This is a genomic window from Serratia proteamaculans (assembly GCF_949794035.1).
Classification (GTDB): Bacteria; Pseudomonadota; Gammaproteobacteria; order Enterobacterales; family Enterobacteriaceae; genus Serratia; species Serratia proteamaculans.
In genome coordinates, this window is record NZ_OX461106.1 from 45,207 (window position 1) to 70,104 (window position 24,898).

At 57.2% G+C, this 24,898-nt stretch carries 25 protein-coding genes and 2 pseudogenes; 12 read left to right on the forward strand and 15 right to left on the reverse strand.

Annotated features, from left to right (window positions below; genetic code table 11):
- The first annotated feature begins 126 nt into the window (after positions 1-126).
- From QOT07_RS25435 to arsC, 6 genes are all read left to right on the forward strand, one after another.
- Entirely contained in the window at positions 127-1,275 is a 1,149-nt protein-coding gene (locus tag QOT07_RS25435) for an IS30 family transposase (protein ID WP_283604497.1), read from the forward strand.
- Between the two features lie 266 nt (positions 1,276-1,541).
- Positions 1,542-1,895 carry an As(III)-sensing metalloregulatory transcriptional repressor ArsR gene (gene arsR / locus QOT07_RS25440; protein ID WP_001114073.1) on the forward strand — a complete coding sequence of 118 codons (354 nt, stop codon included), beginning with the start codon at positions 1,542-1,544 and terminating at the stop codon, positions 1,893-1,895.
- A gap of 47 nt (positions 1,896-1,942) precedes the next feature.
- Positions 1,943-2,305, forward strand: coding sequence for an arsenite efflux transporter metallochaperone ArsD (gene arsD, locus QOT07_RS25445; protein ID WP_000783215.1), 363 nt, complete (start codon positions 1,943-1,945; stop codon positions 2,303-2,305).
- Between the two features lie 17 nt (positions 2,306-2,322).
- Positions 2,323-4,074, forward strand: coding sequence for an arsenite efflux transporter ATPase subunit ArsA (arsA, locus tag QOT07_RS25450; protein WP_001556710.1), 1,752 nt, complete (start codon positions 2,323-2,325; stop codon positions 4,072-4,074).
- 48 nt (positions 4,075-4,122) lie between these two features.
- Complete coding sequence (gene arsB, locus QOT07_RS25455; RefSeq protein ID WP_000922630.1) at positions 4,123-5,412, forward strand: arsenite efflux transporter membrane subunit ArsB; 1,290 nt, start codon at positions 4,123-4,125, stop codon at positions 5,410-5,412.
- Positions 5,413-5,424: 12 nt separating this feature from the next.
- Positions 5,425-5,850, forward strand: a complete 426-nt coding sequence (gene arsC, locus QOT07_RS25460) for a glutaredoxin-dependent arsenate reductase (protein WP_000065758.1) — start codon at positions 5,425-5,427, stop codon at positions 5,848-5,850.
- 30 nt (positions 5,851-5,880) lie between these two features.
- Here arsC and QOT07_RS25465 read toward each other — a convergent pair whose 3' ends face one another.
- Both QOT07_RS25465 and QOT07_RS25470 read right to left on the reverse strand, forming a co-directional pair.
- Positions 5,881-6,285, reverse strand: a complete 405-nt coding sequence (locus QOT07_RS25465) for an ArsA-related P-loop ATPase (RefSeq protein WP_004118313.1) — start codon at positions 6,283-6,285, stop codon at positions 5,881-5,883.
- An 8-nt stretch (positions 6,286-6,293) separates the two neighbouring features.
- Positions 6,294-6,866, reverse strand: coding sequence for a recombinase family protein (locus QOT07_RS25470; RefSeq protein ID WP_001556711.1), 573 nt, complete (start codon positions 6,864-6,866; stop codon positions 6,294-6,296).
- 163 nt (positions 6,867-7,029) lie between these two features.
- Here QOT07_RS25470 and QOT07_RS25475 point away from each other — a divergent pair, with 163 nt between their 5' ends.
- Entirely contained in the window at positions 7,030-10,038 is a 3,009-nt protein-coding gene (locus QOT07_RS25475; RefSeq protein ID WP_012817690.1) for a Tn3 family transposase, read from the forward strand.
- Positions 10,039-10,062: 24 nt separating this feature from the next.
- On the opposite strand, the gene QOT07_RS25480 is transcribed toward QOT07_RS25475, so the two are convergent.
- From QOT07_RS25480 to QOT07_RS25520, 9 genes are all read right to left on the reverse strand, one after another.
- Entirely contained in the window at positions 10,063-10,197 is a 135-nt protein-coding gene (locus tag QOT07_RS25480; protein WP_283604502.1) for a hypothetical protein, read from the reverse strand.
- A gap of 91 nt (positions 10,198-10,288) precedes the next feature.
- Positions 10,289-11,257, reverse strand: coding sequence for a magnesium and cobalt transport protein CorA (locus tag QOT07_RS25485; protein WP_032640602.1), 969 nt, complete (start codon positions 11,255-11,257; stop codon positions 10,289-10,291).
- 36 nt (positions 11,258-11,293) lie between these two features.
- Positions 11,294-11,851 carry a recombinase family protein gene (locus QOT07_RS25490; protein ID WP_003100847.1) on the reverse strand — a complete coding sequence of 186 codons (558 nt, stop codon included), beginning with the start codon at positions 11,849-11,851 and terminating at the stop codon, positions 11,294-11,296.
- Positions 11,845-12,216 carry a hypothetical protein gene (locus tag QOT07_RS25495; RefSeq protein ID WP_003100853.1) on the reverse strand — a complete coding sequence of 124 codons (372 nt, stop codon included), beginning with the start codon at positions 12,214-12,216 and terminating at the stop codon, positions 11,845-11,847. Before QOT07_RS25495 ends, QOT07_RS25490 begins: the two co-directional genes overlap by 7 nt.
- On the reverse strand, positions 12,213-12,713 hold the full coding sequence (locus QOT07_RS25500; RefSeq protein ID WP_003100856.1) for a hypothetical protein: 501 nt from the start codon (positions 12,711-12,713) through the stop codon (positions 12,213-12,215). The genes QOT07_RS25495 and QOT07_RS25500 overlap by 4 nt, the downstream gene beginning before the upstream one ends.
- On the reverse strand, positions 12,710-13,036 hold the full coding sequence (locus QOT07_RS25505) for a hypothetical protein (protein ID WP_003100858.1): 327 nt from the start codon (positions 13,034-13,036) through the stop codon (positions 12,710-12,712). Before QOT07_RS25505 ends, QOT07_RS25500 begins: the two co-directional genes overlap by 4 nt.
- Before the next feature lie 254 nt (positions 13,037-13,290).
- Positions 13,291-13,647: a cupin domain-containing protein gene (locus QOT07_RS25510; RefSeq protein ID WP_000215515.1), complete on the reverse strand. Its 357-nt coding sequence runs from the start codon at positions 13,645-13,647 to the stop codon at positions 13,291-13,293.
- Entirely contained in the window at positions 13,637-14,038 is a 402-nt protein-coding gene (locus tag QOT07_RS25515) for a HepT-like ribonuclease domain-containing protein (protein WP_001293886.1), read from the reverse strand. The genes QOT07_RS25510 and QOT07_RS25515 overlap by 11 nt, the downstream gene beginning before the upstream one ends.
- The gene (locus QOT07_RS25520; RefSeq protein ID WP_001247892.1) at positions 14,035-14,325 is read right to left on the reverse strand and encodes a nucleotidyltransferase family protein; all 291 of its coding nucleotides are present in this window, start codon (positions 14,323-14,325) and stop codon (positions 14,035-14,037) included. Before QOT07_RS25520 ends, QOT07_RS25515 begins: the two co-directional genes overlap by 4 nt.
- Positions 14,326-14,483: 158 nt before the next feature.
- Between QOT07_RS25520 and QOT07_RS25525 the strand changes: the two are divergent.
- A pseudogene (locus QOT07_RS25525) lies at positions 14,484-17,472 on the forward strand (Tn3-like element ISPa38 family transposase).
- Between the two features lie 34 nt (positions 17,473-17,506).
- On the opposite strand, the pseudogene QOT07_RS25530 reads toward QOT07_RS25525, so the two are convergent.
- The 3 genes and pseudogenes from QOT07_RS25530 to msrB all read right to left on the reverse strand — a co-directional run.
- Positions 17,507-18,208, reverse strand: a pseudogene (locus tag QOT07_RS25530) (glutathione S-transferase N-terminal domain-containing protein); the annotation flags it as partial.
- A 132-nt stretch (positions 18,209-18,340) separates the two neighbouring features.
- Positions 18,341-18,880 (reverse strand): peptide-methionine (S)-S-oxide reductase MsrA, encoded by a 540-nt coding sequence (gene msrA, locus QOT07_RS25535; protein ID WP_004099036.1) that lies wholly within the window; start codon positions 18,878-18,880, stop codon positions 18,341-18,343.
- A gap of 1 nt (position 18,881) precedes the next feature.
- Positions 18,882-19,325, reverse strand: a complete 444-nt coding sequence (gene msrB, locus QOT07_RS25540) for a peptide-methionine (R)-S-oxide reductase MsrB (RefSeq protein ID WP_004099035.1) — start codon at positions 19,323-19,325, stop codon at positions 18,882-18,884.
- 124 nt (positions 19,326-19,449) lie between these two features.
- Here msrB and QOT07_RS25545 point away from each other — a divergent pair, with 124 nt between their 5' ends.
- Entirely contained in the window at positions 19,450-20,481 is a 1,032-nt protein-coding gene (locus QOT07_RS25545; protein WP_032425611.1) for an IS630-like element ISEc33 family transposase, read from the forward strand.
- A gap of 145 nt (positions 20,482-20,626) precedes the next feature.
- Here QOT07_RS25545 and QOT07_RS25550 read toward each other — a convergent pair whose 3' ends face one another.
- Positions 20,627-21,502, reverse strand: a complete 876-nt coding sequence (locus QOT07_RS25550) for a LysR family transcriptional regulator (RefSeq protein ID WP_011191349.1) — start codon at positions 21,500-21,502, stop codon at positions 20,627-20,629.
- A 228-nt stretch (positions 21,503-21,730) separates the two neighbouring features.
- Between QOT07_RS25550 and QOT07_RS25555 the strand changes: the two genes are divergently transcribed.
- The 3 genes from QOT07_RS25555 (at position 21,731) to QOT07_RS25565 (ending at position 24,584) form a co-directional block, all read left to right on the forward strand.
- Positions 21,731-22,963: a bifunctional alpha/beta hydrolase/OsmC family protein gene (locus QOT07_RS25555; protein ID WP_004357650.1), complete on the forward strand. Its 1,233-nt coding sequence runs from the start codon at positions 21,731-21,733 to the stop codon at positions 22,961-22,963.
- Between the two features lie 107 nt (positions 22,964-23,070).
- Positions 23,071-23,559 (forward strand): peptide-methionine (S)-S-oxide reductase MsrA, encoded by a 489-nt coding sequence (msrA, locus tag QOT07_RS25560; protein WP_045269765.1) that lies wholly within the window; start codon positions 23,071-23,073, stop codon positions 23,557-23,559.
- The gene (locus QOT07_RS25565) at positions 23,559-24,584 is read left to right on the forward strand and encodes a zinc-binding alcohol dehydrogenase family protein (RefSeq protein ID WP_004357654.1); all 1,026 of its coding nucleotides are present in this window, start codon (positions 23,559-23,561) and stop codon (positions 24,582-24,584) included. The genes msrA (QOT07_RS25560) and QOT07_RS25565 overlap by 1 nt, the downstream gene beginning before the upstream one ends.
- Positions 24,585-24,898 lie beyond the last annotated feature (314 nt).

Genomic DNA, 24,898 nt, shown 5'->3' on the forward strand with positions numbered 1-24,898 from the left:
TGTAGTAGCTCAGACCTGAACTGACCGTTTCCGCGGATAGAATACAATCTTATCTGACGGTCGGCTTTGAGCTGTGAGTTCAATGGGTCGATGCAACGCTATCCTTAATCAAGGGGGGACGTTGCCATGAAACGAAGAACTCGGATTAACTACACGCCAGAGCAGAAGGCGATTATCTGGGACAGGTATAAGCAAGGTGATTCCCTGCATGATATCGCCAGAATGTTCGACAGATTTCATTCTTCTATTATGCCGACTATCCACCAGACTGGTGGGTATCGCCCTCCTGTTCGAAAGCGGCACCGGCTGGCTCTTTCACTTGATGAAAGAGAGGAGATATCCAGAGGATTGGTAGCAAGACGTAGCATCAGGGATATCGCTGATAAATTATCAAGAGCCCCCTCAACGATTAGCCGCGAGATCAAGAGGCATGGAGGTGCAAAACAATACCGTGCAGCAAAAGCAGATACAGCTGCGTGGGAAAGTGCTCTGAGACCAAAACCTTGCAAGCTAATTGAAAGCCCCACATTGTGTAAACTCATTGCAGAAAAGATGCATCAGGACTGGTCGCCGGAACAAATCGCCGGTTGGCTGAAACGCTGTTATCCGGATAATCAGGAAATGCATGTGTCACACGAAACGATTTATAAAACGCTTTTTATACAAAACCGGGGAGCATTAAAAAAAGAACTACAGCAATGCCTCAGAAGCGGAAGAGCGGTTCGTAGATCCCGAACGTCATCACTTAAAGGGAAAGGATTAGGGAAAATCCCGAATGCGATACCTATCAGCGAAAGGCCATCGGAAACCGCAGACAGAGCCATACCTGGTCACTGGGAAGGTGATCTGATCCAGGGCTCGAAAAACTCCTATATCGTCACCCTCGTAGAACGCCATTCCCGCTTTGTTATGTTGGCTAAAATCAGGGACAACAAGACCATAACGGTTATATCTGCACTCATCAGACAAGCCCGGGAATTGCCTGTTGAGCTTTATAAAACATTAACCTGGGATCGGGGAGCTGAAATGACCAGCCACACCCGGTTTACTGTAGCAACAGACATCCAGATTTACTTCTGTGATCCTCAATCTCCCTGGCAACGTGGCTCAAATGAAAATACGAACAGGTTGCTCAGACAATATTTTCCAAAGGGAACTGACTTATCGGTTCACAGTCAGCAGAGACTAAACAGCGTTGCCAGACAGCTCAACGAAAGACCGAGAAAAACGCTAGACTATGAATCACCCGCAGAACGGTTCAATAAGGGGGTCTGAGGGCCAATGGAACGAAAACGTACGCTAAGGAAATAACCAATTGTTATAATTGATATTATTCATTCTTCTCTATGAACTGAAAGCCCGCACTAAGCAATGTTTTAGCCTCAAATGACTTTTTTACCTACCCAACTAACGTAACGATCGCACATCAGGTCGTTTTTCAACCGCATAGTGACACCTGCACTCACATGCGAGAAAACACATATGATTTTGACTTCTTGTTTTGGTGGAGAGACAATACCCATTCATAGCAGGAGTACATAATGCCAGAAATTGCATCCCTACAACTTTTCAAAATACTATCTGATGAAACCCGCCTGGGTATCGTGCTACTGCTCAGGGAGATGGGGGAGCTGTGCGTATGCGATCTCTGCACAGCGCTGGAACAATCACAACCCAAGACCTCCCGCCATCTGGCGATGCTTCGGGAAAGTGGCCTGTTGCTGGATCGCAAGCAGGGGAAATGGGTTCATTATCGCTTATCCCCGCATATTCCTTCCTGGGCTGCCCTGGTGATTGAGCAGGCCTGGTTAAGTCAACAGGACGACGTACAGGCCATCGCCCGTAAGCTGGCATCGGCCAACTGCTCTGGCAGCGGTAAGGCTGTTTGTATCTAAAAATTTTGCCTGTACATATATGTTTTTACGAATATGAGGTGTTAAAGATGAAAATGTTAACGGTGTTTGATCCGGCGATGTGCTGCAGTACCGGCGTTTGTGGTTCAGATGTCGATCAGGTTTTGGTCAATTTTTCTGCTGATGTGCAATGGCTGAAAGGGCGTGGGGTTCAGATCGAACGTTATAACCTGGCGCAGCAGCCTATGAGCTTCGTTGAGAACGAAAAAGCGAAAGCATTCCTTGAGGCTTCTGGAGCTGAAGGGCTTCCGCTGCTGTTGCTTGATGGTGAAACGGTGATGGCCGGGCGATACCCAAAACGCGCTGAACTGGCTCGCTGGTTTGGTATACCGCTGGAAAAGGTGGGTTTAGCTTCCACCAGTTGCTGTGGTGGTAAAACTTCCTGTTGTTGAGTATGTCAGGAGGACATATGAAATTCTTAGAGAATATCCCGTCTTACCTGTTTTTCACCGGTAAGGGAGGTGTAGGCAAAACTTCGATTTCCTGCGCAACGGCTATACGTCTGGCTGAACTGGGAAAGCGTGTTCTGCTTGTCAGTACCGACCCGGCTTCCAATGTCGGTCAGGTATTCGATCAGACTATCGGTAACACTATCCAGCCCGTGACTGCTGTGTCTGGTCTTTCGGCTCTGGAGATTGACCCGCAGGACGCCGCCCAGCAATACCGCGCCAGAATCGTTGACCCTATTAAAGGTCTTTTGCCTGATGACGTTGTTAACAGCATCAGTGAACAGCTTTCAGGAGCTTGTACGACAGAGATCGCTGCATTCGACGAGTTTACTGGCTTACTGACTGACGCTTCTCTGCTGACCCGCTTTGATCACATCATTTTTGATACTGCCCCAACTGGCCACACTATTCGCCTTCTTCAGCTTCCCGGAGCCTGGAGCAGCTTCATCGAAAGTAACCCGGATGGTGCTTCCTGTCTTGGTCCAATGGCTGGGCTGGAAAAACAACGCGAGCAATATGCTCATGCGGTTGAGGCATTATCCGATCCTGAACGAACTCGCCTTGTGCTGGTCGCGCGATTGCAAAAATCAACACTGCAGGAAGTCGCTCGTACTCATGACGAATTATCAGCTATTGGCCTTAAAAATCAGTATTTAGTCATTAACGGTGTCCTGCCTGCGAGCGAAGCAGAACGTGATGCACTGGCCGCTGCAATATGGCAACGGGAGCAAGAGGCGCTGGCAAATCTTCCTGCCGGGTTATCTGATTTGCCGACAGACAACTTATACCTGCAGCCGCTGAACATGGTTGGTGTATCCGCATTGAAAGGCCTGCTCAACGAACACGCTGAGATAACATCGCTTCCTGAACAAAGCCCACAGAACAAGCCAGAGAATATGTCGTTGTCTGTCCTGGTTGATGATATCGCCCGCAGTGAACACGGTTTGATTATGCTGATGGGCAAAGGTGGTGTGGGCAAAACCACAATGGCTGCGGCTATCGCCGTCAGTCTGGCGGATAAGGGTTTTGATGTGCATCTCACCACCTCAGATCCTGCTGCACATCTCAGTACAACGCTCAATGGCAGCCTCAAAAATCTGCAGGTCAGCCGAATCAACCCTCACGATGAAACTGAACGCTATCGTCAGCATGTTCTTGAGACGAAAGGCAGGGATCTGGATGAGGCTGGGAAACGGCTGCTCGAAGAGGATTTACGTTCTCCTTGCACAGAAGAGATTGCGGTGTTCCAGGCGTTTTCACGCGTAATTCGTGAAGCTGGCAAACGGTTTGTGGTCATGGATACGGCACCTACCGGGCATACGCTATTACTGCTTGATGCTACCGGGGCTTATCACCGTGAGATTGCCAGGAAGATGGGGGATAAAGGTCATTTTACCACTCCGATGATGCAGCTTCAGGACCAGGAACGTACCAAAGTTTTGCTGGTCACTCTGCCTGAAACCACACCTGTACTGGAAGCGGCAAACCTGCAGTCCGATCTTGAACGTGCGGGGATTCATCCCTGGGGCTGGATTATCAATAACAGCCTTTCGATTGCACAGACGCAATCGCCGCTGCTTTGCCAGCGCGCCCTACAAGAGCGTCCTCAAATCGAGGTTGTGAAAAACCAGCATGCAAGCCGCATAGCGTTAGTACCGGTAATGGCTGCAGAGCCCACTGGCATCGAGAAACTCAGAGAGCTGGTTGTTTAATTTTTTTTGTATATACAGGGCGGCAAAGCCGTCCTGTCTGGAGGATTTATGTTACTGGCAGGCGCTATTTTTGTCCTGACCATCGTTTTGGTTATCTGGCAACCGAAGGGATTAGGGATCGGCTGGAGTGCGACGCTGGGCGCGGTACTGGCGCTGATCTCTGGCGTAGTCCATTTTGGTGATATCCCTGTAGTGTGGAATATTGTCTGGAATGCGACGGCGACCTTTATTGCCGTGATTATTATCAGCCTTCTGCTCGATGAATCGGGCTTTTTCGAATGGGCGGCGCTGCACGTTTCACGTTGGGGTAACGGTCGCGGGCGTTTGCTGTTTACCTATATCGTTTTGCTCGGCGCAGCGGTGGCGGCACTGTTTGCCAACGATGGTGCGGCATTGATTCTGACGCCAATTGTTATCGCCATGCTGCTTGCATTAGGTTTCAGCAAAGGCACTACGCTGGCATTTGTCATGGCCGCCGGGTTTATTGCCGATACGGCCAGTCTGCCGCTTATCGTGTCCAACCTGGTTAACATCGTTTCTGCAGACTTCTTTGGGCTGGGTTTCACTGAGTATGCGTCGGTAATGGTGCCGGTGGATATCGCAGCCATTATCGCCACGCTGGTGATGCTGCATCTGTTCTTCCGCAAAGATATTCCGCCAACTTACGACCTGGCTCTCCTGAAAGCACCGGCAAAAGCGATTAAAGATCTGGCAACCTTCAGAACCGGCTGGATAGTGTTGATCCTTCTTCTGGTTGGCTTTTTCGTCCTTGAGCCGTTGGGTATCCCGGTCAGTGCGATTGCTGCTGTAGGGGCTGTCATTCTGTTTGCGGTGGCGAAGCGAGGCCATGCCATTAACACTGGCAAAGTGCTTCGCGGTGCGCCATGGCAGATCGTCATATTCTCTCTGGGAATGTATCTGGTGGTCTATGGTCTGCGTAATGCCGGACTAACAGAATACCTCTCCGGTGTGTTGAACGTGCTGGCAGATAAAGGACTTTGGGCCGCGACGTTTGGTACTGGCTTCCTGACGGCTTTCCTCTCTTCCATCATGAACAATATGCCTACCGTGCTGGTTGGTGCTCTCTCTATTGATGGCAGCACTGCAACAGGCGTTATCAAAGAGGCGATGATTTTTGCCAACGTGATTGGCTGCGATCTTGGACCGAAAATTACACCTATTGGTAGCCTGGCAACGTTGCTCTGGCTGCATGTCCTTTCACAGAAGAACATGACCATCACATGGGGATACTATTTCCGCACCGGGATCGTCATGACTCTGCCTGTGCTGTTTGTAACGCTGGCCGCGCTGGCGCTACGTCTCTCTTTCACTTTGTAATGAGATACTGATATGAGCAACATCACCATTTATCACAACCCAGCCTGCGGCACGTCGCGTAATACGCTGGAGATGATCCGCAACAGCGGTATCGAGCCGACCGTTATTCTTTACCTTGAGACTCCACCTTCACGCGATGAGCTGCTCAAACTCATTGCGGATATGGGCATTTCCGTCCGGGCTTTGCTGCGTAAGAACGTCGAGCCGTATGAGGAACTGGGTCTTGCAGAAGATAAATTTACTGACGACCAGCTCATCGACTTTATGCTACAGCATCCGATTCTGATCAACCGTCCGATCGTAGTGACGCCACTGGGAACTAAACTTTGCCGTCCTTCAGAGGTTGTTCTCGATATCCTTCCAGATGCCCAGAAAGCGGCTTTCACCAAGGAAGACGGTGAAAAAGTCGTTGATGATTCAGGTAAAAGACTGAAATAAAGACGAAGGGGGCATTTGCCCCCTTCATTATTACTTCGCCATTTCTTCCAGCAGGTCAATACCAACCGGCTCTTCGCTCTGTAGCGCTGTTAATGCAATACGCTTTGCATACTGCTCTTCCACATCAGAGATGAGAGGCAGCTCGCGGTTCGCCCTGATCTTCAGGAAAGGCGAAGACGGTTGAGCAGCTGCCAGGCTGTTATTAACGACCCATGCCCACGGCTCGATGCCAGCTCGGCGTAGATCCTGCTGCAGGTTAGCGGCTTCCAGTACAGGTGTCGTTTCGGCAAGCGTCACGATAATCACCTTCGTCTTCTCCGGGTCTGCTGCTTTTTCGCTATCACCTGTCTTCGATGTCAGAAAGCGAGAGAATTCGGCTTCATGCTGTCGCCAGAACACACTCATGCAATTGTTGAATGCCTTTACATCACTCATGTTCGTCCTCAAATTTTGCTCAGATTAACCCGGCTCTCATCTTCCAGAATTTTATAAACAGTGGAACGGGCAATACTGAGCCGGCGGGCAATATCTGTTGCACCAGTTCCCTGCTGATGAAGTGCCAGTACACTATTTCTGTCGATGATGCGCTTTCGGCCAAACCGGATACCTTTCAGCCTGGCCTCCTGCCGTCCTTCGTTCGTACGCTCCAGAATCCTCCTGCGTTCGGCCTGGGCTACAGCTGAAAGAATGGTCACAACCATTTTCCCCATTTCACCGTCGGTGCTGATCCCGTCGTCTATGAATCGGACCGCGACTCCCTGAGCGTCGAATTCTTTTATCAGTTGGATCATATCGGCAGTGTCGCGGCCAAGCCGGTCGAGTTTCTTCACCAGGATGACGTCACCTTCCTCCACCTTCATTCGCAGCAGATCCAGTCCTTTCCTGTCGGTAGAACTGCCGGATGCTTTGTCGGTAAATATGCGACTGGCTTTCACCCCCGCCTCTTTAAGCCCCTTGATCTGAATATCGAGGGACTGCTGGCTTGTTGATACCCGTGCGTAACCAAAAAGTCGCATAAAAATGTATCCTAAATCAAATATCGGACAGTGGGTGTCTGTTATAACAAAAAATCGATTTAATAGACACCTAGACAACACCATTTTAGTGTGTCCGAGAATTTATAATATTTCGGACGGTTGCGAAATTGTTAATTCATGACCATCAGGCAGGGAGGCCGGTATGCCCGTCGATTTTCTGACCACTGAGCAGGAACTGAATTATGGTCGCTATGTTGCAGAACCCAATGACGTGCAGCTGGCGCGCTATTTTCATCTTGATGAGCGGGATCTTGCCTTCATTAACCAGCGGCGGGGAAGGCATAACCGGCTGGGAATTGCGCTTCAGCTCACCACCGCCCGTTTTCTGGGCACCTTTCTGACAGACTTAACCCGGGTTCTGCCAGGTGTTCAGCAATTTGTCGCGGTGCAGCTTAATATTCGCCGTCCAGAAGTCCTTACCCGCTACGCAGAACGGGTTACCACCCTCAGAGAGCATACTGCGCTGATTAAGGAATATTACGGTTACCATGAATTTGGCGATTTCCCCTGGTCTTTCCGCCTGAAGCGCCTGCTGTACACCCGCGCATGGCTCAGTAATGAGCGACCCGGCCTTATGTTTGATTTTGCCACCGCGTGGCTGCTTCAGAATAAGGTCCTGCTGCCCGGAGCAACCACACTTGTACGTCTCGTCAGTGAAATACGCGAACGGGCAAATCAGCGGCTGTGGAAGAAACTGGCCGCGTTGCCGGACAGCTGGCAGACCGCCCGCGTGACGGAGCTTCTGGACATTCCTGAGGGGCAGCGTACTTCACCGCTGGAGCAACTGAAAAAGGGACCGGTCACCGTCAGCGGCCCGGCATTTACCGAAGCGCTGGAGCGGTATATCCGGCTGCGAAACCTGGAATTTTCCCGACTGAATTTTACCGGTCTGCCTGCTATACAACTGCGTAATTTGGCCCGTTACGCAGGCATGGCGTCGGTAAAATATATCGCGCGAATGCCACAGCAGAGAAAACTGGCCGTACTCACAGCATTCGTTAAAGCGCAGGAGACTGCGGCGCTGGATGAGGCCGTTGATGTGCTCGATATGCTGATACTGGATATCACTCGTGCGGCGAAGAAAACGGGGCAGAAAAAACGGCTCAGGACGCTTAAAGATCTTGATCGTGCTGCGCTAATATTGGCGCGGGCATGTTCATTGTTGCTGGATGAACAGGCTGACGATGCTGAACTGAGGGAGACCATATTCAACAGCATACCGAAAAGCAGGCTGGCAGAATCCGTCTGCAAGGTAAATGAGCTGGCCCGGCCTCAGAACAACAATTTCCATGACGAAATGGTGGAGCAGTACGGGCGGGTAAAGCGCTTTCTTCCGGCGGTATTGCGCGACCTGCATTTCCAGGCAGCGCCAGCCGGAGAACATACGTTGTCCGCCATTCATTATCTGACCGAACTGAACTGCTCGAAAAAGCGCATCCTGGACAATGCGCCTGAACATATTATTACCGGCCCCTGGAAACGCCTGGTATACGATGCGGAGGGCCGGATACAGCGTGCCGGTTACTCGCTTTGTCTGCTGGAGCGCCTTCAGGATGCACTACGTCGAAGGGACATCTGGCTCGAAAACAGCGATCGCTGGGGAAATCCCCGCGAGAAGCTGTTGCAGGGGGAAGAATGGCAGGCTCAGCGGGTCCCCGTTTGCCGGGCGCTGGGACATCCCACTGATGGACATAAAGGCGTGCAACAGTTGGCGGTCCAGCTAGATGAAACCTGGAAAACCGTCGCATCCCGCTTTGAAGGAAATGCGGAGGTTCATATTTGCCATGACGGTAAACATCCTTCCCTGACTATCAGCAGCCTGGAGAAACTGGAGGAGCCAACATCGTTGCATCGTCTCAACAGTCGGGTAAGGCTGCTACTCCCGCCAGTAGATTTGACGGAACTGTTGCTTGAAATAGATGCCAGAACGGGATTTACACGTGAGTTTACGCATGTCAGTGAATCCGGGGCCCGGGCACAGGATCTGCACATCAGCCTGTGCGCGGTCCTGATGGCAGAGGCCTGCAATATCGGGCTGGAACCGCTGATAAAGCACAATATACCGGCGCTGACGCGCCACCGGCTTAGCTGGGTAAAACAGAATTACCTCCGGGCAGAAACGCTGGTCAGCGCCAATGCCCGCCTGGTTGATTTTCAGTCCACACTGGAGCTTGCTGGCCGCTGGGGTGGTGGCGAAGTGGCTTCAGCTGATGGCATGCGCTTTGTCACGCCGGTGAAAACCGTCAATTCAGGACCTAACAGAAAATATTTTGGTTCCGGACGTGGCATCACCTGGTACAACTTCGTCTCTGATCAGTACTCTGGATTCCACGGCATCGTTGTCCCCGGCACATTACGAGATTCCATTTTTGTGCTGGAAGGCCTTCTGGAGCAGCAGACAGGGCTGAATCCGGTTGAGATCATGACAGACACAGCCGGTACCAGCGACATTATTTTTGGCCTCTTCTGGCTGCTGGGATACCAGTTTTCCCCCCGGCTTGCCGATGCCGGTGAAGCGGTATTCTGGCGAGTGGATAAATCGGCAAATTACGGTGCACTGGACGAACTGGCACGTGGTTGTGCCGATCTGTCGAAAGCCGAGGATCAGTGGGATGAGATGATGCGAACCGCCGGTTCGCTGAAACTGGGCACCATTCATGCTTCAGAACTCATTCGCTCTTTGCTGAAAAGCTCGCGCCCATCAGGGCTGGCACAGGCGATCATGGAAGTGGGGCGCGTCAACAAGACGCTGTACCTTCTTAATTATATTGATGATGAGGATTATCGTCGGCGGATCCTGACGCAGCTAAACCGGGGGGAAGGCCGCCATGCTGTGGCGAGGGCGATCTGCTACGGGCAGCGCGGTGAGATCAGAAAGCGCTATCGTGAAGGTCAGGAAGATCAGCTGGGGGCACTGGGCCTGGTCACTAACGCAGTGGTACTGTGGAACACACTTTATATGCAGGAAGCCCTGAGCTGGATACGCAGTAATGGAGAAGAAATCGGGGTTGAAGATATCGCCCGGTTGTCCCCACTGATGCACGGGCATATCAATATGCTGGGGCATTATACGTTTACGCTACCGGAGGATATTTTGAAGGGGGAACTGAGAGAACTAAATTTCAATTTAAACAATGAATTAACTTCTTAGCGTACGTTTTCGTTCCATTGGCTCTCAAACCCCTGCATCGAGGGTTGACCCTAGTTCGAGATCGACGAGATTGCCGTCCTTGACGCGGTATTCGCGGTCATAGCCTTTGGCGATGAATGACTGGACTGCTTCTAGAACGTCGGTCACCTGGGAGGTCATGGAAGCACCTTCATCTTGAACTGGATTGGACACGCTCGCGCACAAAGCGCGCTGTGACTCGGCGGACGGAGAAGCTCGCGAAGTGCGTTACTCATAGCCACTTGGCCTTCTTGAAGCGCATGAATAGGAGAAGGCAGAACACCGCTATCACTCCGAGCACGACGAAGTAGCCATATGGCGTGTCCAGTTCCGGCATGTGCTTGAAGTTCATGCCATATATTCCGGCGATCGCCGTCGGGACCGCCAAGATCGCCGCCCAGGCCGCGAGCTGGCGAGTGACCACACCGATCCTTTGCGCTTCCAGAAGGCTGCTGGCCTCGAAGACCGTGGACAGGACAAGCAGGAGGCCGTCGACCATGGACTGCACGCGGTGGACATGGTCCGCGACGTCGTGGAAATATGGTGTCATTTCGGCGCTGATGCAGGGAAAGTGGCCGCGAACGAGCTTTCGCACCAGCTCGGCCATAGCCCCGAGCGTGCGCTGGAACCGCGTGAGTTCGGACCTTAGTTCGAAGATTCGCGCCACCTCTTCTGGCTCGAGGAAATCGTGCAGCGACCGTCGCTCCATCGCCAGGACGTCGTCCTCGATCATTTCGAAGATGGGCAGATACTGGTCGACCACTCGGTGCAAGATCGCGTGCAGCACATAGTCGACACCCTTGCCGAACTGCGTCGGCGATGCCTCGAGTTGCTCCCGAAGTTTGCCCAGCGCTCCGGCATTGCCGTGCCGCACGGTGATAAGGTGATTGTGACCGGTGAAGATCGCCATCTTGCCGTAGCTGATCCGGTCGCCGACCAGCTCGGCGGTCTGGGCGACGACGTACAACTCATCGTTGTAGACCTCGAGCTTGGGCGGGCACAGCGGGTGCATGGCGTTGTCGATCGCCAAAGGATGGAGGTTATACGTCGTCTGGATCGCGCTGAGTTCGTCTGCGGTGGGCTCGCTAAGCGCGATCCAGCAGAAGCCCGAGCGATTCTCGTTTAGTTCGACGTGCTCATCGAGCCTGATTTCACGGACTCGCTTACCTTCGTTGTAATAATATGCGGCGATAATGGTCATGCAGGGGTCGTCTCAGAAAACGGAAAATAAAGCACGCTAAGCGTGCGTGGAGGCTGGCACCCAGCGGTACAGCGTCGGAATGGACACGCCGAGGTTCTTGGCCACGTCCTTGGGCGGCACCCCGCTGGCCAGCAGCTTCTTGGCCGACTCGATCTTGCTGTCGGTCATCTTCGGCTTGCGGCCGCCTTTGCGGCCGAGCTGCTTGGCGACTTCCAGCCCGGCGCGGGTGCGCTCGACGGTCAGCTCGCGCTCCATTTCGGCAAGGCTCGCCATGACGTGGAAGAAGAACCGCCCGGATGGTGTGCCGGTGTCGATGGAGTCGGTGAGGCTCCTGAACTGGACACCGTGCTTGTGCAGATCGCCGACCAGATCGACCAGTTGCTTGACCGACCGGCCCAGCCGGTCGAGCTTCCAGACGACCAAAGTATCGCCTTCGCGCAGCATTTCGAGCGTCTTGGCCAAGCCAGGCCGGTCTGCCCGCGTGCCACTCACCTTGTCCTCGAAGACCTTTTTACATCCGGCCTTGCTCAAGGCTTCGCGTTGCAGCTCCAGGTTCTGATCCTGCGTCGAGACGCGCGCATAGCCAATCAACATGGCTTGTCTCGCGCCCGGTCGATGCGTTCCTGCATCGCCTGCATCACTTCTTCGTGGGTGTACGATCTGGCGTTGGCGTCGGTGGCTTGCCGCAGGGCTTCCTCAACCTCGCGCGTCATCCGCTCGTAATCCTCCGGCCACAGCGCTTGCTCCATGCGCAGCGACGCCTGACCCAGCAGGTGCAGCAGGCTGAACAGCCGCATGTCGTTGGTGGCGACGATGCGCTCCCGAATCTGCTCCTGAATAGCTTCGCTAGCCCGATGCGCTTGTGGTGTGGCAGTCCCCTCGTAGTCAGCGGGGAATTCCGCTTCCTCGGCAATCCTTGCCCAGGCGCTGGCCAGCGCCTCGATGGTTGACGTGCTCATTTCCGCCGCTCCTGTGCTCTTTGGCGAATCAACCGGCCAAGGGGCCTCGACGCGAAAACCAGCAGCATCACGCCTATCGGATACCAGGTCGAGAAGACCACCAAGGCATCGAAGGCTGGCCGTCCGGTGTTGGTAGGCAGTACGGCGGTCACAGCCATCAACCCGCCGACCGTCCAGATGATGCGCCACACGTAGGGCATCACGCGGGGCACGTAGCCGTCATCGAAAGCGGTCTGGTAGTAGCGGCGCAGGCCGCGCTCGGCAAGCGCCTGGCGCTGCCGCTCCGACAGCGCATCCGTCCGGCCATACCAGCGCCGGAATGGTGGACAGCGCAGCAGCAAAGGGGTGAAGAGGATCATCACCGCCACGATCGCGACACCCCACGCCATGACGGCGCCGGCATCGGGCCGCTTGGCGTTCTCGATCACGGGCGCGAAGACGCCCGGAGCACCGATCATCCAGAACAGCGCAATGTGCTGATGGAAGGAGAGCTTCATTTGCTCATCCACTTGCGCAGCAGGCGCTTTTTCAGGGAGGCGCGTTCTTGCGGGTTGCGTCCCTTGTGATTGGCGATGCGATCCGCCGTGGCGGCCTGGCGCTTGACGGGCCAGTAGGAGCGGCCATCCTTGCCCATCGACCAGACGCTGCTGGCCTGGTTTTCCAGCAGGGGCAGATGGGCGCTCAGGGCTTCGGGCGACGCGCTGGTCAGCGCCGTGCGCTCACGGGTGCGCCAGCGCTGATGCCAGAGCTTCTTGTCCTCGCGCTCGCTGCCGCAGGTCGTGTGCCCGACGATGGGTGTTTTGCGGCGGCTGCGGCTCATAACGTAGTGGTCTCCAAGAACATTCAGGACTGATCCCAGGCGTCGATGGTCAAGACCTGATCGGCAGGACAGGCGGCTACGCGGTCGGGAACTGGATGGTGTTCAGTCTCATGCCGACCCCATTCGATTGATCGCGTCGCTTGCGGCACGCTGCGACGCAAGGAGGTTTGCGACCTGGTTTAGCAGCCGTGTCCGCTGCATGTCTGTTACCTATCTCCCCGACCGCTCATTGGACCAACTCCAGAGATTGGGCTCTATCGCTCAGCCAATACGAAACCGGCATTGGCTGATGCCACAACCGAGACTAACACAAATGGCTCGGTACCTGTATTTCGCGCCCCGTGCACTTGGCCCGGTCTTGCCACGGCTATCTCACCTTCCCTGAGGGCACGAACAATCCCATTGCCCTGAAAGTAATCAGCCATTCCCGACAAAACAGTCCACGTGTCTTGGCCGTGAGGATGAATGTGAGCCGCAATTTCCTGCCCGGGATGGACATGCCAAACCACGATAATTGAGTCTCGGGTTTCAAGCACAACGGAACGAATAGGCTCGCCTTCGGACGGCTGAACATACTCGGCTACAGAAAATATTCTCGATTCAACAGTCATCGGAGATCCCTCTTTCACAGTTGTCGTTACGGTCTTCATCGTCGGCATCCTGACGCACGGCGGGCAATTGCTGGAGCAACGCCGGCAGCCATTCCTGTACCGTCTCCCACACCACATCGAGGTTGATGTCGAAATAGCCGTGAGCCATGCGATTACGCATATTGCGCATGCTGCGCCACGGCACGTCGGCATGCGCCTGGGTGAACTCGACGTAGCCATCCATCACCTTTGTGGCCGCCTCGCCGATGACGATCAGGCTCATGATGACGGCCTGCTGGGTGCGCTTGTCGGCCAAGAAGTCGTCCTTGGCCATCCCTTCCACGAAGCTGCGCGCATCGGTTGCGGCCTGCTGAATGTGGTCGAGGTAATCGGGCAGGCGGTTCTCGCTCATATCGGTTGCGCCTCCGCGAGCACCTTGGCCCGGAACTTCGGCGGCAGGTCGCCGGGAGTCAGCAGATCGACGTCAACGCCGAGCAGCGATTTCAGTTCTTCTTCCAAATCGCCCAAGTCCAACAACGTGGCACCGGGCAGCGCATCGACCAACAGGTCGAGGTCGCTGCCATCCCGGTCGGTGCCATGCAGCACCGAGCCGAAGACGCGCGGGTTCGCGGCGCGAAAGCGGCCTACCGCTTCACGCACTGCGCTTCGCTTCATGTCAAGCACAACAGACGGTCGCATGCGCATCCTTTCTTATCGAAACTCGTTGAGATGATATGCAATCAAGAATAGAATTTCAAGAACTATTTTCGAGAATCGCAATGCCTTGATTCCCGTGCCGCGCCGGTTGCCTTGGCGGGCTTGTCACAAACCTACGTTTTCAAGAAGAAGGAAACCGCATGCCCCGCCGTTCGATCCTCTCCGCCGCCGAGCGCGAAAGCCTGCTGGCGTTGCCGGACACCAAGGATGAGTTGATCCGTCACTACACGTTCAGCGAAAGCGACCTCTCCATCATCCGGCAGCGGCGCGACCCGGCCAATCGGCTGGGCTTCGCGGTGCAGCTCTGCTACCTGCGCTTTCCCGGCGTCATCCTTGGCGCTGATGAGCCACCGTTCCCGCCATTGCTGAGACTGGTCGCCAACCAGCTCAAGGTCGGCATCGAAAGCTGGGACGAGTACGGGCAGCGTGAGCAGACCCGACGCGAGCACCTGGTCGAGCTGCAAACGGTGTTCGGCTTCCAGCCGTTCACGATTGGCCACTACCGGCAGGCTGTCCAGTTGCTGACCGAGCTGGCCATGCAAACCGACAAGGGCATCGTGCTGGCCAGAGCCTTGATCGAGCACCTGCGGCGGCAGTCGGTCATTGTGCCCGCCCTCAACGCCGTCGAGCGGGCGAGCGCCGAAGCGATTACCCGCGCCAACCGGCGTCTCTACGACGCCTTGGCTGAGCCGCTGACGGACGTGCATCGCCGTCGCCTCGACGATCTGCTCAAGCGCCGCGACAACGGCAAGACGACGTGGCTGGCCTGGCTGCGGCAATCCCCGGTCAAACCGAACTCGCGGCACATGCTGGAACACATCGAACGCCTCAAGGCGTGGCAGGCGCTCGACCTGCCCTCCGGCATCGAGCGGCTGGTTCACCAGAACCGGCTGCTCAAGATCGCCCGCGAGGGCGGCCAGATGACGCCCGCCGACCTGGCGAAGTTCGAGCCGCAGCGGCGTTACGCGACCCTGGTGGCGCTCGCCATCGAGGGCATGGCCACCGTCACCGACGAAATCATCGACCTGCATGACCGCATCCTGGGCAAGCTGTTCAATGCCGCCAAGAACAAGCATCAGCAGCAGTTCCAGGCATCCGGCAAGGCGATCAATGCCAAGGTGCGGCTGTTCGGGCGCATCGGCCAGGCGCTGATCGAGGCCAAGCAAGCGGGCCGCGATCCGTTCGCCGCCATCGAGGCCGTCATGTCCTGGGATGCTTTCGCCGAGAGCGTCACCGAAGCGCAGCGGCTCGCGCAACCCGAGGACTTCGATTTCCTGCACCGCATCGGCGAGAGCTACGCCACGCTGCGCCGCTACGCGCCGGAATTTCTCGACGTGCTCAAGTTGCGGGCCGCGCCCGCCGCCAAGGACGTACTCGACGCCATCGAGGTGCTGCGCAGCATGAACAGCGACAACGCCCGCAAGGTGCCCACCGACGCGCCGACCGAGTTCATCAAGCCGCGCTGGCAGAAGCTGGTGATGACCGACACCGGCATCGACCGGCGTACTACGAACTGTGCGCGCTGTCGGAGCTGAAGAACGCGCTGCGCTCCGGCGACATCTGGGTGCAAGGCTCGCGCCAGTTCAAGGACTTCGAGGACTACCTGGTGCCGCCCGCGAAATTCGCCAGCCTCAAGCAGGCCAGCGAATTGCCGCTGGCCGTGGCCACCGATTGCCGCTGGCCGTGGCCACCGATTGCGACCAGTACCTGCATGACCGGCTGACGCTGCTGGAAACGCAGCTCGCCACCGTCAACCGCATGGCGCTGGCCAACGAGCTGCCGGACGCCATCATCACGGAGTCGGGCCTGAAGATCACGCCGCTCGATGCGGCGGTGCCCGATACCGCACAGGCCCTGATCGACCAGACGGCGATGATCCTACCGCACGTCAAGATCACCGAATTGCTGCTGGAGGTAGACGAATGGACGGGCTTCACCCGGCACTTCGCCCACCTGAAGTCAGGCGACCTGGCCAAGGACAAAAACCTGTTGCTGACCACGATCCTCGCCGACGCGATCAACCTGGGCCTGACCAAGATGGCGGAATCGTGCCCCGGCACGACCTACGCCAAGCTGGCCTGGCTGCAAGCCTGGCACATCCGCGACGAAACCTACGGGGCGGCACTGGCCGAGCTGGTCAACGCGCAGTTCCGACATCCCTTCGCCGGGCATTGGGGCGACGGCACCACGTCATCGTCGGACGGCCAGAACTTCCGCACCGGCAGCAAGGCCGAGAGCACCGGCCACATCAATCCGAAATACGGCAGCAGCCCAGGGCGGACGTTCTACACCCATATCTCCGACCAGTACGCGCCGTTCCACACCAAGGTCGTGAACGTCGGCGTGCGCGACTCGACCTACGTGCTCGACGGCCTGCTGTATCACGAATCCGACCTGCGGATCGAGGAGCACTACACCGACACGGCAGGGTTCACGGACCACGTCTTCGCGTTGATGCACCTGCTGGGCTTCCGCTTCGCCCCGCGCATTCGTGACCTGGGCGACACCAAGCTCTACATCCCGAAGGGCGATGCCACCTACGAGGCGTTGAAACCGATGATCGGCGGCACGCTCAACATCAAGCACGTCCGCGCCCATTGGGATGAAATCCTGCGGATGGCCACCTCGATCAAGCAGGGCACGGCGACGGCCTCGCTGATGCTCAGGAAGCTTGGCAGCTACCCGCGCCAGAACGGCCTGGCCGTCGCCCTGCGTGAGCTGGGACGCATCGAGCGCACACTGTTCATCCTGGACTGGCTGCAAAGCGTCGAGCTGCGCCGCCGCGTGCATGCCGGGCTGAACAAAGGCGAGGCGCGCAACGCGCTGGCCCGCGCCGTGTTCTTCAACCGCCTGGGGGAAATCCGCGACCGCAGCTTCGAGCAGCAGCGCTACCGGGCCAGCGGCCTCAACCTGGTGACGGCGGCCATCGTGCTATGGAACACGGTCTATCTGGAGCGGGCCGCGAACGCCTTGCGTGGCCACGGTCAAGCCGTCGATGACGGCCTGTTGCAGTACCTGTCGCCGCTCGGCTGGGAGCACATCAACCTGACCGGCGATTACCTCTGGCGCAGCAGCGCCAAGATCGGCGCGGGCAAGTTCAGGCCGCTACGGCCGCTGCAACCGGCTTAGCGTGCTTTATTTTCCGTTTTCTGAGACGACCCCATGCAGGCCTCGCAGGAATTCGCAGGCCACGCTGTACAGCCGGTCGCGCCAGCCCGCGTTCGAGCCATGCCTGCACGTTCGAATAGCTGCTTAGGCCGAGGATGTCGCCCGCTGCGTAGAATTCGACCAGCGCATTCACCCAGCCAAACGTCGCAATGTCCGCGATCGAGTAATCATCGACAATCCATTCGCGGCCCTCCAGCCGGTGATCCAGGACCCCGAGAAGACGCCTGGATTCATCAACAAAGCGCTGCCGAGGTCGCTTGTCCTCATAGTCCTTGCCGGCAAATCGCAGGAAAAAGCCTAGCTGTCCGAAGGTCGGCCCAACGCCCGACACCTGAAAGAACACCCAGGCCAGAGTCTCGTACCGCTGGGCGGGTGTTGTTGAGATGAGCTGCCCCGTCTTGTCGGCCAGATAGATGAGGATCGCACCGGTTTCCCATATGCCAATGGGCTGGCCGTCAGGGCCAGCCGGATCGATGATCGCGGGTATGCGGCCGTTGGGATTCAACGACACGAACGCTGGATCCTTCGACTCGTTGTTCGAGATGTCGACGAAGTGGGGCTCATACGGCAGGCCAGTCTCCTCCAGCATCATCGAGACCTTGACGCCGTTGGGCGTGGGGGCCGCGTATAGTTGCAAGCGATCCGGATAAGATGCTGGCCAGCGCTGCGTGATGGGAAAGGAGGAGAGGTCTGTCATATCTGGATCCTGGCACTGCGACGGCGGCTGAATGGAATGATCTGCTTCAAGGCCGGGTTCGACGACCGCGTCGATTGACGCGGTCGTCGGAGGTTGCGAACCGGATCGGCGCGGCACTAACGGCAGCGAAGCCTATTCCGCTGCAGCCCCGGCCGCAGGGCTCACATCGCCGGCCTCATGCCGCTTTGGAAGAACCCAGTCGGGACGGACGAAGTGGCAGGTGTAGCCGCCCGGCCGCTTCTCCAGATAATCCTGGTGATCGGGCTCGGCCTCCCAGAACTCGCCGACCGGCTGGACCTCGGTCACCACTTTGCCATCCCACAGCCCCGAGGCATCCACATCGGCGATCGTATCCTCGGCGACGCGCTTCTGCTCCTCGTCGACATAATAGATGCCCGACCGGTAGGAGAGCCCACGATCATTGCCCTGGCGGTTCAGCGTCGTCGGATCGTGGATCTGGAAGAAGAATTCCAGGATGTGCCGGTAGCTCGTCACTGTCGGGTCGAAGACAATCTCGATCCCCTCGGCATGCGTGCCGTGATTACGATACGTGGCGTTCGGAATATCGCCGCCCGTGTAACCCACACGGGTCGAGATGATGCCGGGCCGCTTGCGGATCAGATCCTGCATGCCCCAGAAACATCCTCCTGCGAGAACAGCGCGCTGATGCATGTTAAGCCTCCTCTACTTGATCGAGATATTCACCGTATCCCTCGGACTCCATCTCGTCGCGCGGGATGAAGCGAAGGGACGCAGAGTTGATGCAGTAGCGCAGACCGCCGCGGTCGGAAGGACCGTCCGGGAAAACGTGGCCCAGATGGCTGTCGGCGTGTACCGACCTGACCTCCGTCCGGACCATGCCGTGTGCACTGTCCCGCACCTCGTTCACGTTTGCCGGAACGATCGGCTTGGTGAAGCTGGGCCAGCCAGTACCCGAATCGAACTTGTCCGTTGAAGCGAACAGCGGCTCTCCCGACACTATGTCGACGTAGATGCCAGGCTCCTTGTTGTCGTTGTGCTCACCCGTGAAGGGCCTTTCGGTCCCCGAATCCTGGGTAATCCGGCGTTGCTCGGGGGTCAGGCGGTCAACTGCTGCCTGTGACTTCTCAAACTTCATGATAGTCTCCAATAATTAATCTAAATAGATGCGCGGAATAGTAGATCACTGAAAGGGAACTCAGCCCGGATTGTGCGATCTGATCAATCGCCAAACCAACCAAAACCACCAACCGGACTGAGCGATGCCGATCATAGCACCAATACCCCGTGGCGAACGACGCCTGATGCAGAAAGCTATTCATAAAACGCGCGATAAAAATCATGCCCGCAGACTCACGGCCATGCTGATGCTTCATCGGGGTGAACGGGTCAGCGATGTTGCCAGAACTCTCTGTTGTGCTCGTTCATCCGTTGGTCGCTGGATTAACTGGTTTACGCACTCAGGTATTGAAGGCCTGAAATCCTTACCCGCAGGGCGCTCCCGACGCTGGCCTTTTGAACATATCTGCACCCTGTTACGTGAGCTGATAAAGCATTCTCCCGGCGATTTTGGTTATCAACGTTCACGCTGGAGCACCGAATTACTGGCATTAAAAATCAATGAGATAACCGGTTGCCAGTTACATGCAGGAACCGTTCGCCGCTGGTTGCCATCTGCGGGGCTTGTATGGCGCAGGGCCGCGCCAACTCTGCGTATCCGTGACCCACATAAAGATGAAAAGATGGCGGTAATCCACAAAGCGCTGGATGAATGCAGCGCAGAGCATCCGGTATTTTATGAAGATGAAGTGGATATCCACCTTAATCCTAAAATCGGTGCGGACTGGCAGTTGCGCGGACAGCAGAAACGGGTAGTGACGCCGGGGCAGAACGAAAAATACTATCTGGCCGGCGCACTGCACAGTGGCACGGGTAAAGTCAGCTACGTGGGCGGCAACAGCAAAAGTTCAGCGCTGTTTATCGCTCTGCTGAAGCACCTGAAAGCCACTTACCGGCGGGCGAAAACAATCACGCTGATCGTTGATAACTACATTATCCATAAAAGCCGCGAAACACAGCGCTGGTTGAAAGCAAATCCCAAGTTCAGGGTAATTTACCAGCCGGTTTACTCGCCGTGGGTGAATCATGTGGAACGGCTATGGCAGGCACTTCATGACACGATAACCCGTAATCATCAGTGCCGCTCAATGTGGCAGTTACTGAAAAAGGTCCGCCATTTTATGGAAACCGCCAGCCCATTCCCCGGAGGAAAACATGGTCAGGCAAAAGTGTAGCGGTATTAGGCGCAGCTATTTAGAGAGCTCGACACACTGTCATTTATCTTTGCAGTCATTGCGCCGACTATCGCAGTGCGCCCCAGATTTATCCAATACGCTGCGCGTATAGTTTCCATAGCGCCGAAGCTCTTCACGTCGTGATTCAGTTCCACTCATACCGGGCTGCCAGCTGCGCGATGTTCCGTATCTCGACCGTTGCCGTGGAGCCGGATACTGTCGCGATCACGACTTCGCGCTCCAAGACAAATCCGTCGATCGGCCGAGTGACGAGGCCTTGCACGGTCGGCGATCGTTCCGGAAGAATGCATATGGCGTGGCCGTCAGCGACGACCCGTTGCACCCAGTCCTCGCGATCTGATCGAAAGCGAGGTCGCATGAGCAAGTCCCGTCGCGCGAAGTGATCGAGGATCCGATCGCGAAACTCGCATTTCAGGCGATCGACGAAAGGAAACTCGAGCAGGTCTTCGCCGCGCACGATCTCGTTGGCAGCCAAGGGATGGTTTGCAGAACAGCCGAGCACGAAGCGCTCCCGAAATAGAGGATGCACATCCAGCTTGCGTTCCGGTCTTGTTTCACGCGGCATGATGCACGCGTGGTATTTTCCTGAAAGCACCTCCGATGTGTCCTCGTTCGACTGGAGCGAGTGCAGCTTGATTTCGATGGATGGCATCTCCGCCAATGCGCTCTCGAAGAATGCCGTAAATTCCTTTGGTCCGACGGTGGGCGCGACGGCGACATCCAGCACGCGGTGCCCCCCCATCGCCCAGTGCTCCGAGTGATTGCGAACGCTCTTCATCGCGACCACCATGCGCCGGAATTCTGCCTCGACGTCATGGCCAAGGCCAGTCAGGCGGCTGTTCTTCCCGTCGCGATAGATCAGCGGCCCGCCAAGCTCATCTTCCAAGCGGCGGATCGCGCGGGTCAGACTTGGCTGTGACACACCGCTCAAGCGAGCGGCCGCTGTGAAATTCAGCGTCTCGGCCAAGTTGATGAAATAGCTGACTTGATTGAGTTCCATAGTCCTTTGGCCCACGCGCCTGACTGATACCTCTTCCGTGAGACCGCCTTTGGAAAGCAGGTCGCAGAAGTATGCTTGGCGCATATAATCATGGTATAGGGGCTTGTCTATATGCGCCAGACATATAAATGATAGCCTGAGATGACGATTACCGGTTGGCGGTGCGCTCCGCTCAGCTCCGTCGAAGGTTCTGAGAGCGCAACCGCCAAGCCGCGTGCTGGAGGTTTGATGGACATGGCAGGAAGATCATTTACGTTTGTCAGTGGGGCTGGCTCTCCGCTGTCCGGGCACCTCGAACCGCCGGAAGGGACGCCGCGGGGCTGGGCGATCTTCGCCCACTGCTTCACGTGCGGGAAAGACAGTCGCGCCGCTGTTCACATCTCGCGCGCGCTGTCGCGTGCGGGCATCGGGGTCTTGAGGTTCGATTTCGCCGGGACCGGGATCGGCGGTGGGACGGGAGAACCTGTGAACTTCGCGTCGGACGTCGAGGACCTTCGGGCCGCCGCAAATGCGATGGCGGCGGCGGGCATGTCACCGTCCCTCCTCGTCGGGCACAGCCTGGGTGGCACCGCTGCGATCGTAGCCGCCGCCGACATGCCTGATATTGCGGCGGTAGCGACGATTGGTGCGCCGGCCGACCTTCAGCATATCTTGCGCCTCTTCGGACCGAATGATCTGGACACCATCGCGAGCGAGGGCGAGGCCTCGGTGGAGATTGCCGGTAGGCCCTTCCTCATTCGCCGAGGGTTCCTTGAGGCGGTTGAGGGGATCGACGTCGAGAAGGCCATTGCCTCCCTGCGACGGCCGGTGCTGGTCATGCACTCTCCGCTGGATCAGGTGGTCGGCATCGACCACGCGTCGCGCATCTTCGTCGCGTCCAGGCACCCTAAAAGCTTCATCTCGCTCGACAACGCGGATCACCTTCTCACCGACGTCGCGGACGCGAACTACGCCGCGGCCATGGTGGCGGTTTGGGCGAGCCGCTTTCTCCCACCACTCAGCGCGGATCTTCCGCAGGTCGAGGTTGCGGAGGGCGTCGTCTCCACCGAAACTCTTGCAGGGACGTTCCAGCTCAAGGTCCGCAGCGGCGAGCACACTCTGTTCGCCGACGAGCCAGCATCGGTCGGTGGCCTCGGGACCGGACTATCTCCCTACGAACTCGTATCTGCCGGCCTCGCAGCCTGCACGGTGATGACGATGCGTCTCTATGCGAACCGCAAGGGCTTTCCGCTCGAACGGGCGAGCACGACCGTGCAGCACGAGAAGGTGCCGGACATGATGCCACCCGACCGGTTCACCCGCACCATTGTCCTCGATGGGCCGCTGAGTGATGATCAGCGCGCTCGGATCCTCGCGATCGCTGATCGGTGTCCCGTCGATCTGAGTCTCATCCGGGGTTCGGACGTGCAGACCGAGCTCTTGAGCGCCAGTCAGGCTGCGGATCCCGCGAGGCTGGCTTGACCGTGGCGCACACGGAGGAGGGCGAACGGACTGTGAGCCAATCGCCTACCGGCAATAGGGCGGCCGCGACAGAGCGAGCAATTCTCGCAGGCGGCTGCTTCTGGGGCATGGAGGATTTGCTGCGCCGAGCCAGGGGAGTCATTTCGACGCGTGTCGGTTACACAGGCGGAGAAATGCCTGATCCGACCTACGCGAGACATTACGGCCATGCGGAAGCAGTGGAAGTGACCTTCGACCCTTCCGTTCTCGCCTATCGCTCGCTCTTGGAACTCTTCTTCCAGATACATGACCCCACGACCTACGAGCAACAAGGCAGCGATGTCGGTCCGAGCTATCGATCGGCGATTTTCTACACCACCGAAGTGCAGAAGGAAGTCGCCCTCACAACCATCGCGGAAATCGAGGCATCAGGAAGCTGGCCAGGCCCGGTCGTGTCGGAGATCAACCCAGAAGAACCCTTTTGGGAGGCGGAGCCAGAGCACCAAGAATACCTGGTGCGCTATCCTGGGGGCTATAGCTGCCACTTCGTGCGCCCGACCTGGCGGTTGGACCGCTCAGACGAACGCCCAGCTGTAATACTTGACAGAAAGAGTTGATGATGACCGAAACCGTGACTAATCAGGCCGCCTGGCAGAAAGCGCCGGGGCAGCCACTGAGGATCGGTGTCACCGCTCTGCCGCATCTGGCGGCGAACGAGATATTGATCCGCAACGCGGCCATCGCGATCAACCCACTCGACTGGATTCTGCAGGACGTCGCGCTTTTGCCATGGCTCGACTATCCCGCGATTCTCGGCAGCGACGTCTCCGGTGAGGTCGCGGCGGTCGGTGGCGCGGTCGAGCGGTTCAAGGTCGGCGATCGAGTCATCGGACAGGCGGTCGGGACAACCGTAAATCAACCTGCGCAGGGTGCGTTCCAGCACCACACGATCGTGCTGGACCACATGGCGGCGCCGATCCCCAACAACATTGCCTTCGCTGATGCGGCAGTCCTCCCGCTTGGCCTTGGCACCGCCGCAAGCGGGCTCTACGGACGGACACAGTTGGCTCTCGCGCCACCGTTACACTCGCCGACCGCGCGTCCAGAGGTCGTTCTGGTCTGGGGTGGATCGTCGAGCGTTGGCTGCAACGCCATCCAGCTCGCGGTGGCGTCGGGCTACAGGTGCGTCGCCACCGCTTCGGCGCGCAACGTCGGCCTGTTGAAGGAGCTGGGTGCAAGCGAGGTTCTTGACCACTCGAGTCCAGCCATCGTGGAAGACGTGATTGAGGCAATGCGCGGGCGCAGTCTCGCTGGAACGCTTCACGCGACCGGTCACATGAAAGACTGTTTTGCCGTAGTTGCGAGATGCGAGGGCTCGCGCCGGGTGGCAGCGACGCTGGCCCCGCCCGACGAGCGTTCATTTGGAGTCGAGGCGACGCACATCTCCGGGACGAGCCTCAAGGATGACGAGGTTGGTCCAATGATCTACCGCGAATTCCTGCCGCAGGCTCTCGCGGCGCGCACGTTCGTCCCCGCCCCTCCGGCGAAGATCGTGGGCCAGGGCCTTGAAATGCTCCAGGCTGCCTTGGAAGCCCTGAAGGCGGGTGTATCCGCAGCGAAAATCGTCGTTACCCTGCCTTGAGTGACCAGCCAGGCGGTTTTTCGCGTTCGCAGTCTGAGGTGGCCCGCACTTTGCCGATTGGGAAGCTCTACCGGGAAAACGCGTTTGGGACGCGCGCTGCGCTCCTGCCGGAGCATGCGTTCCCGAAACCTGTTCCCGACTGCTTTTCCCCGAAACTACCTATCGGACATAGAGAAATGGGAATGCAGCGAGTGGTTTGAACGGCCGCTTCCGAAACCGCGTTCCGATCAATTGAGCGGCTAAAAGTGGGGCGATCACCGACATATTAGAATGAGACCGCCATGCCCGATCGGCCGGCTTGACGCGTAGCCAAA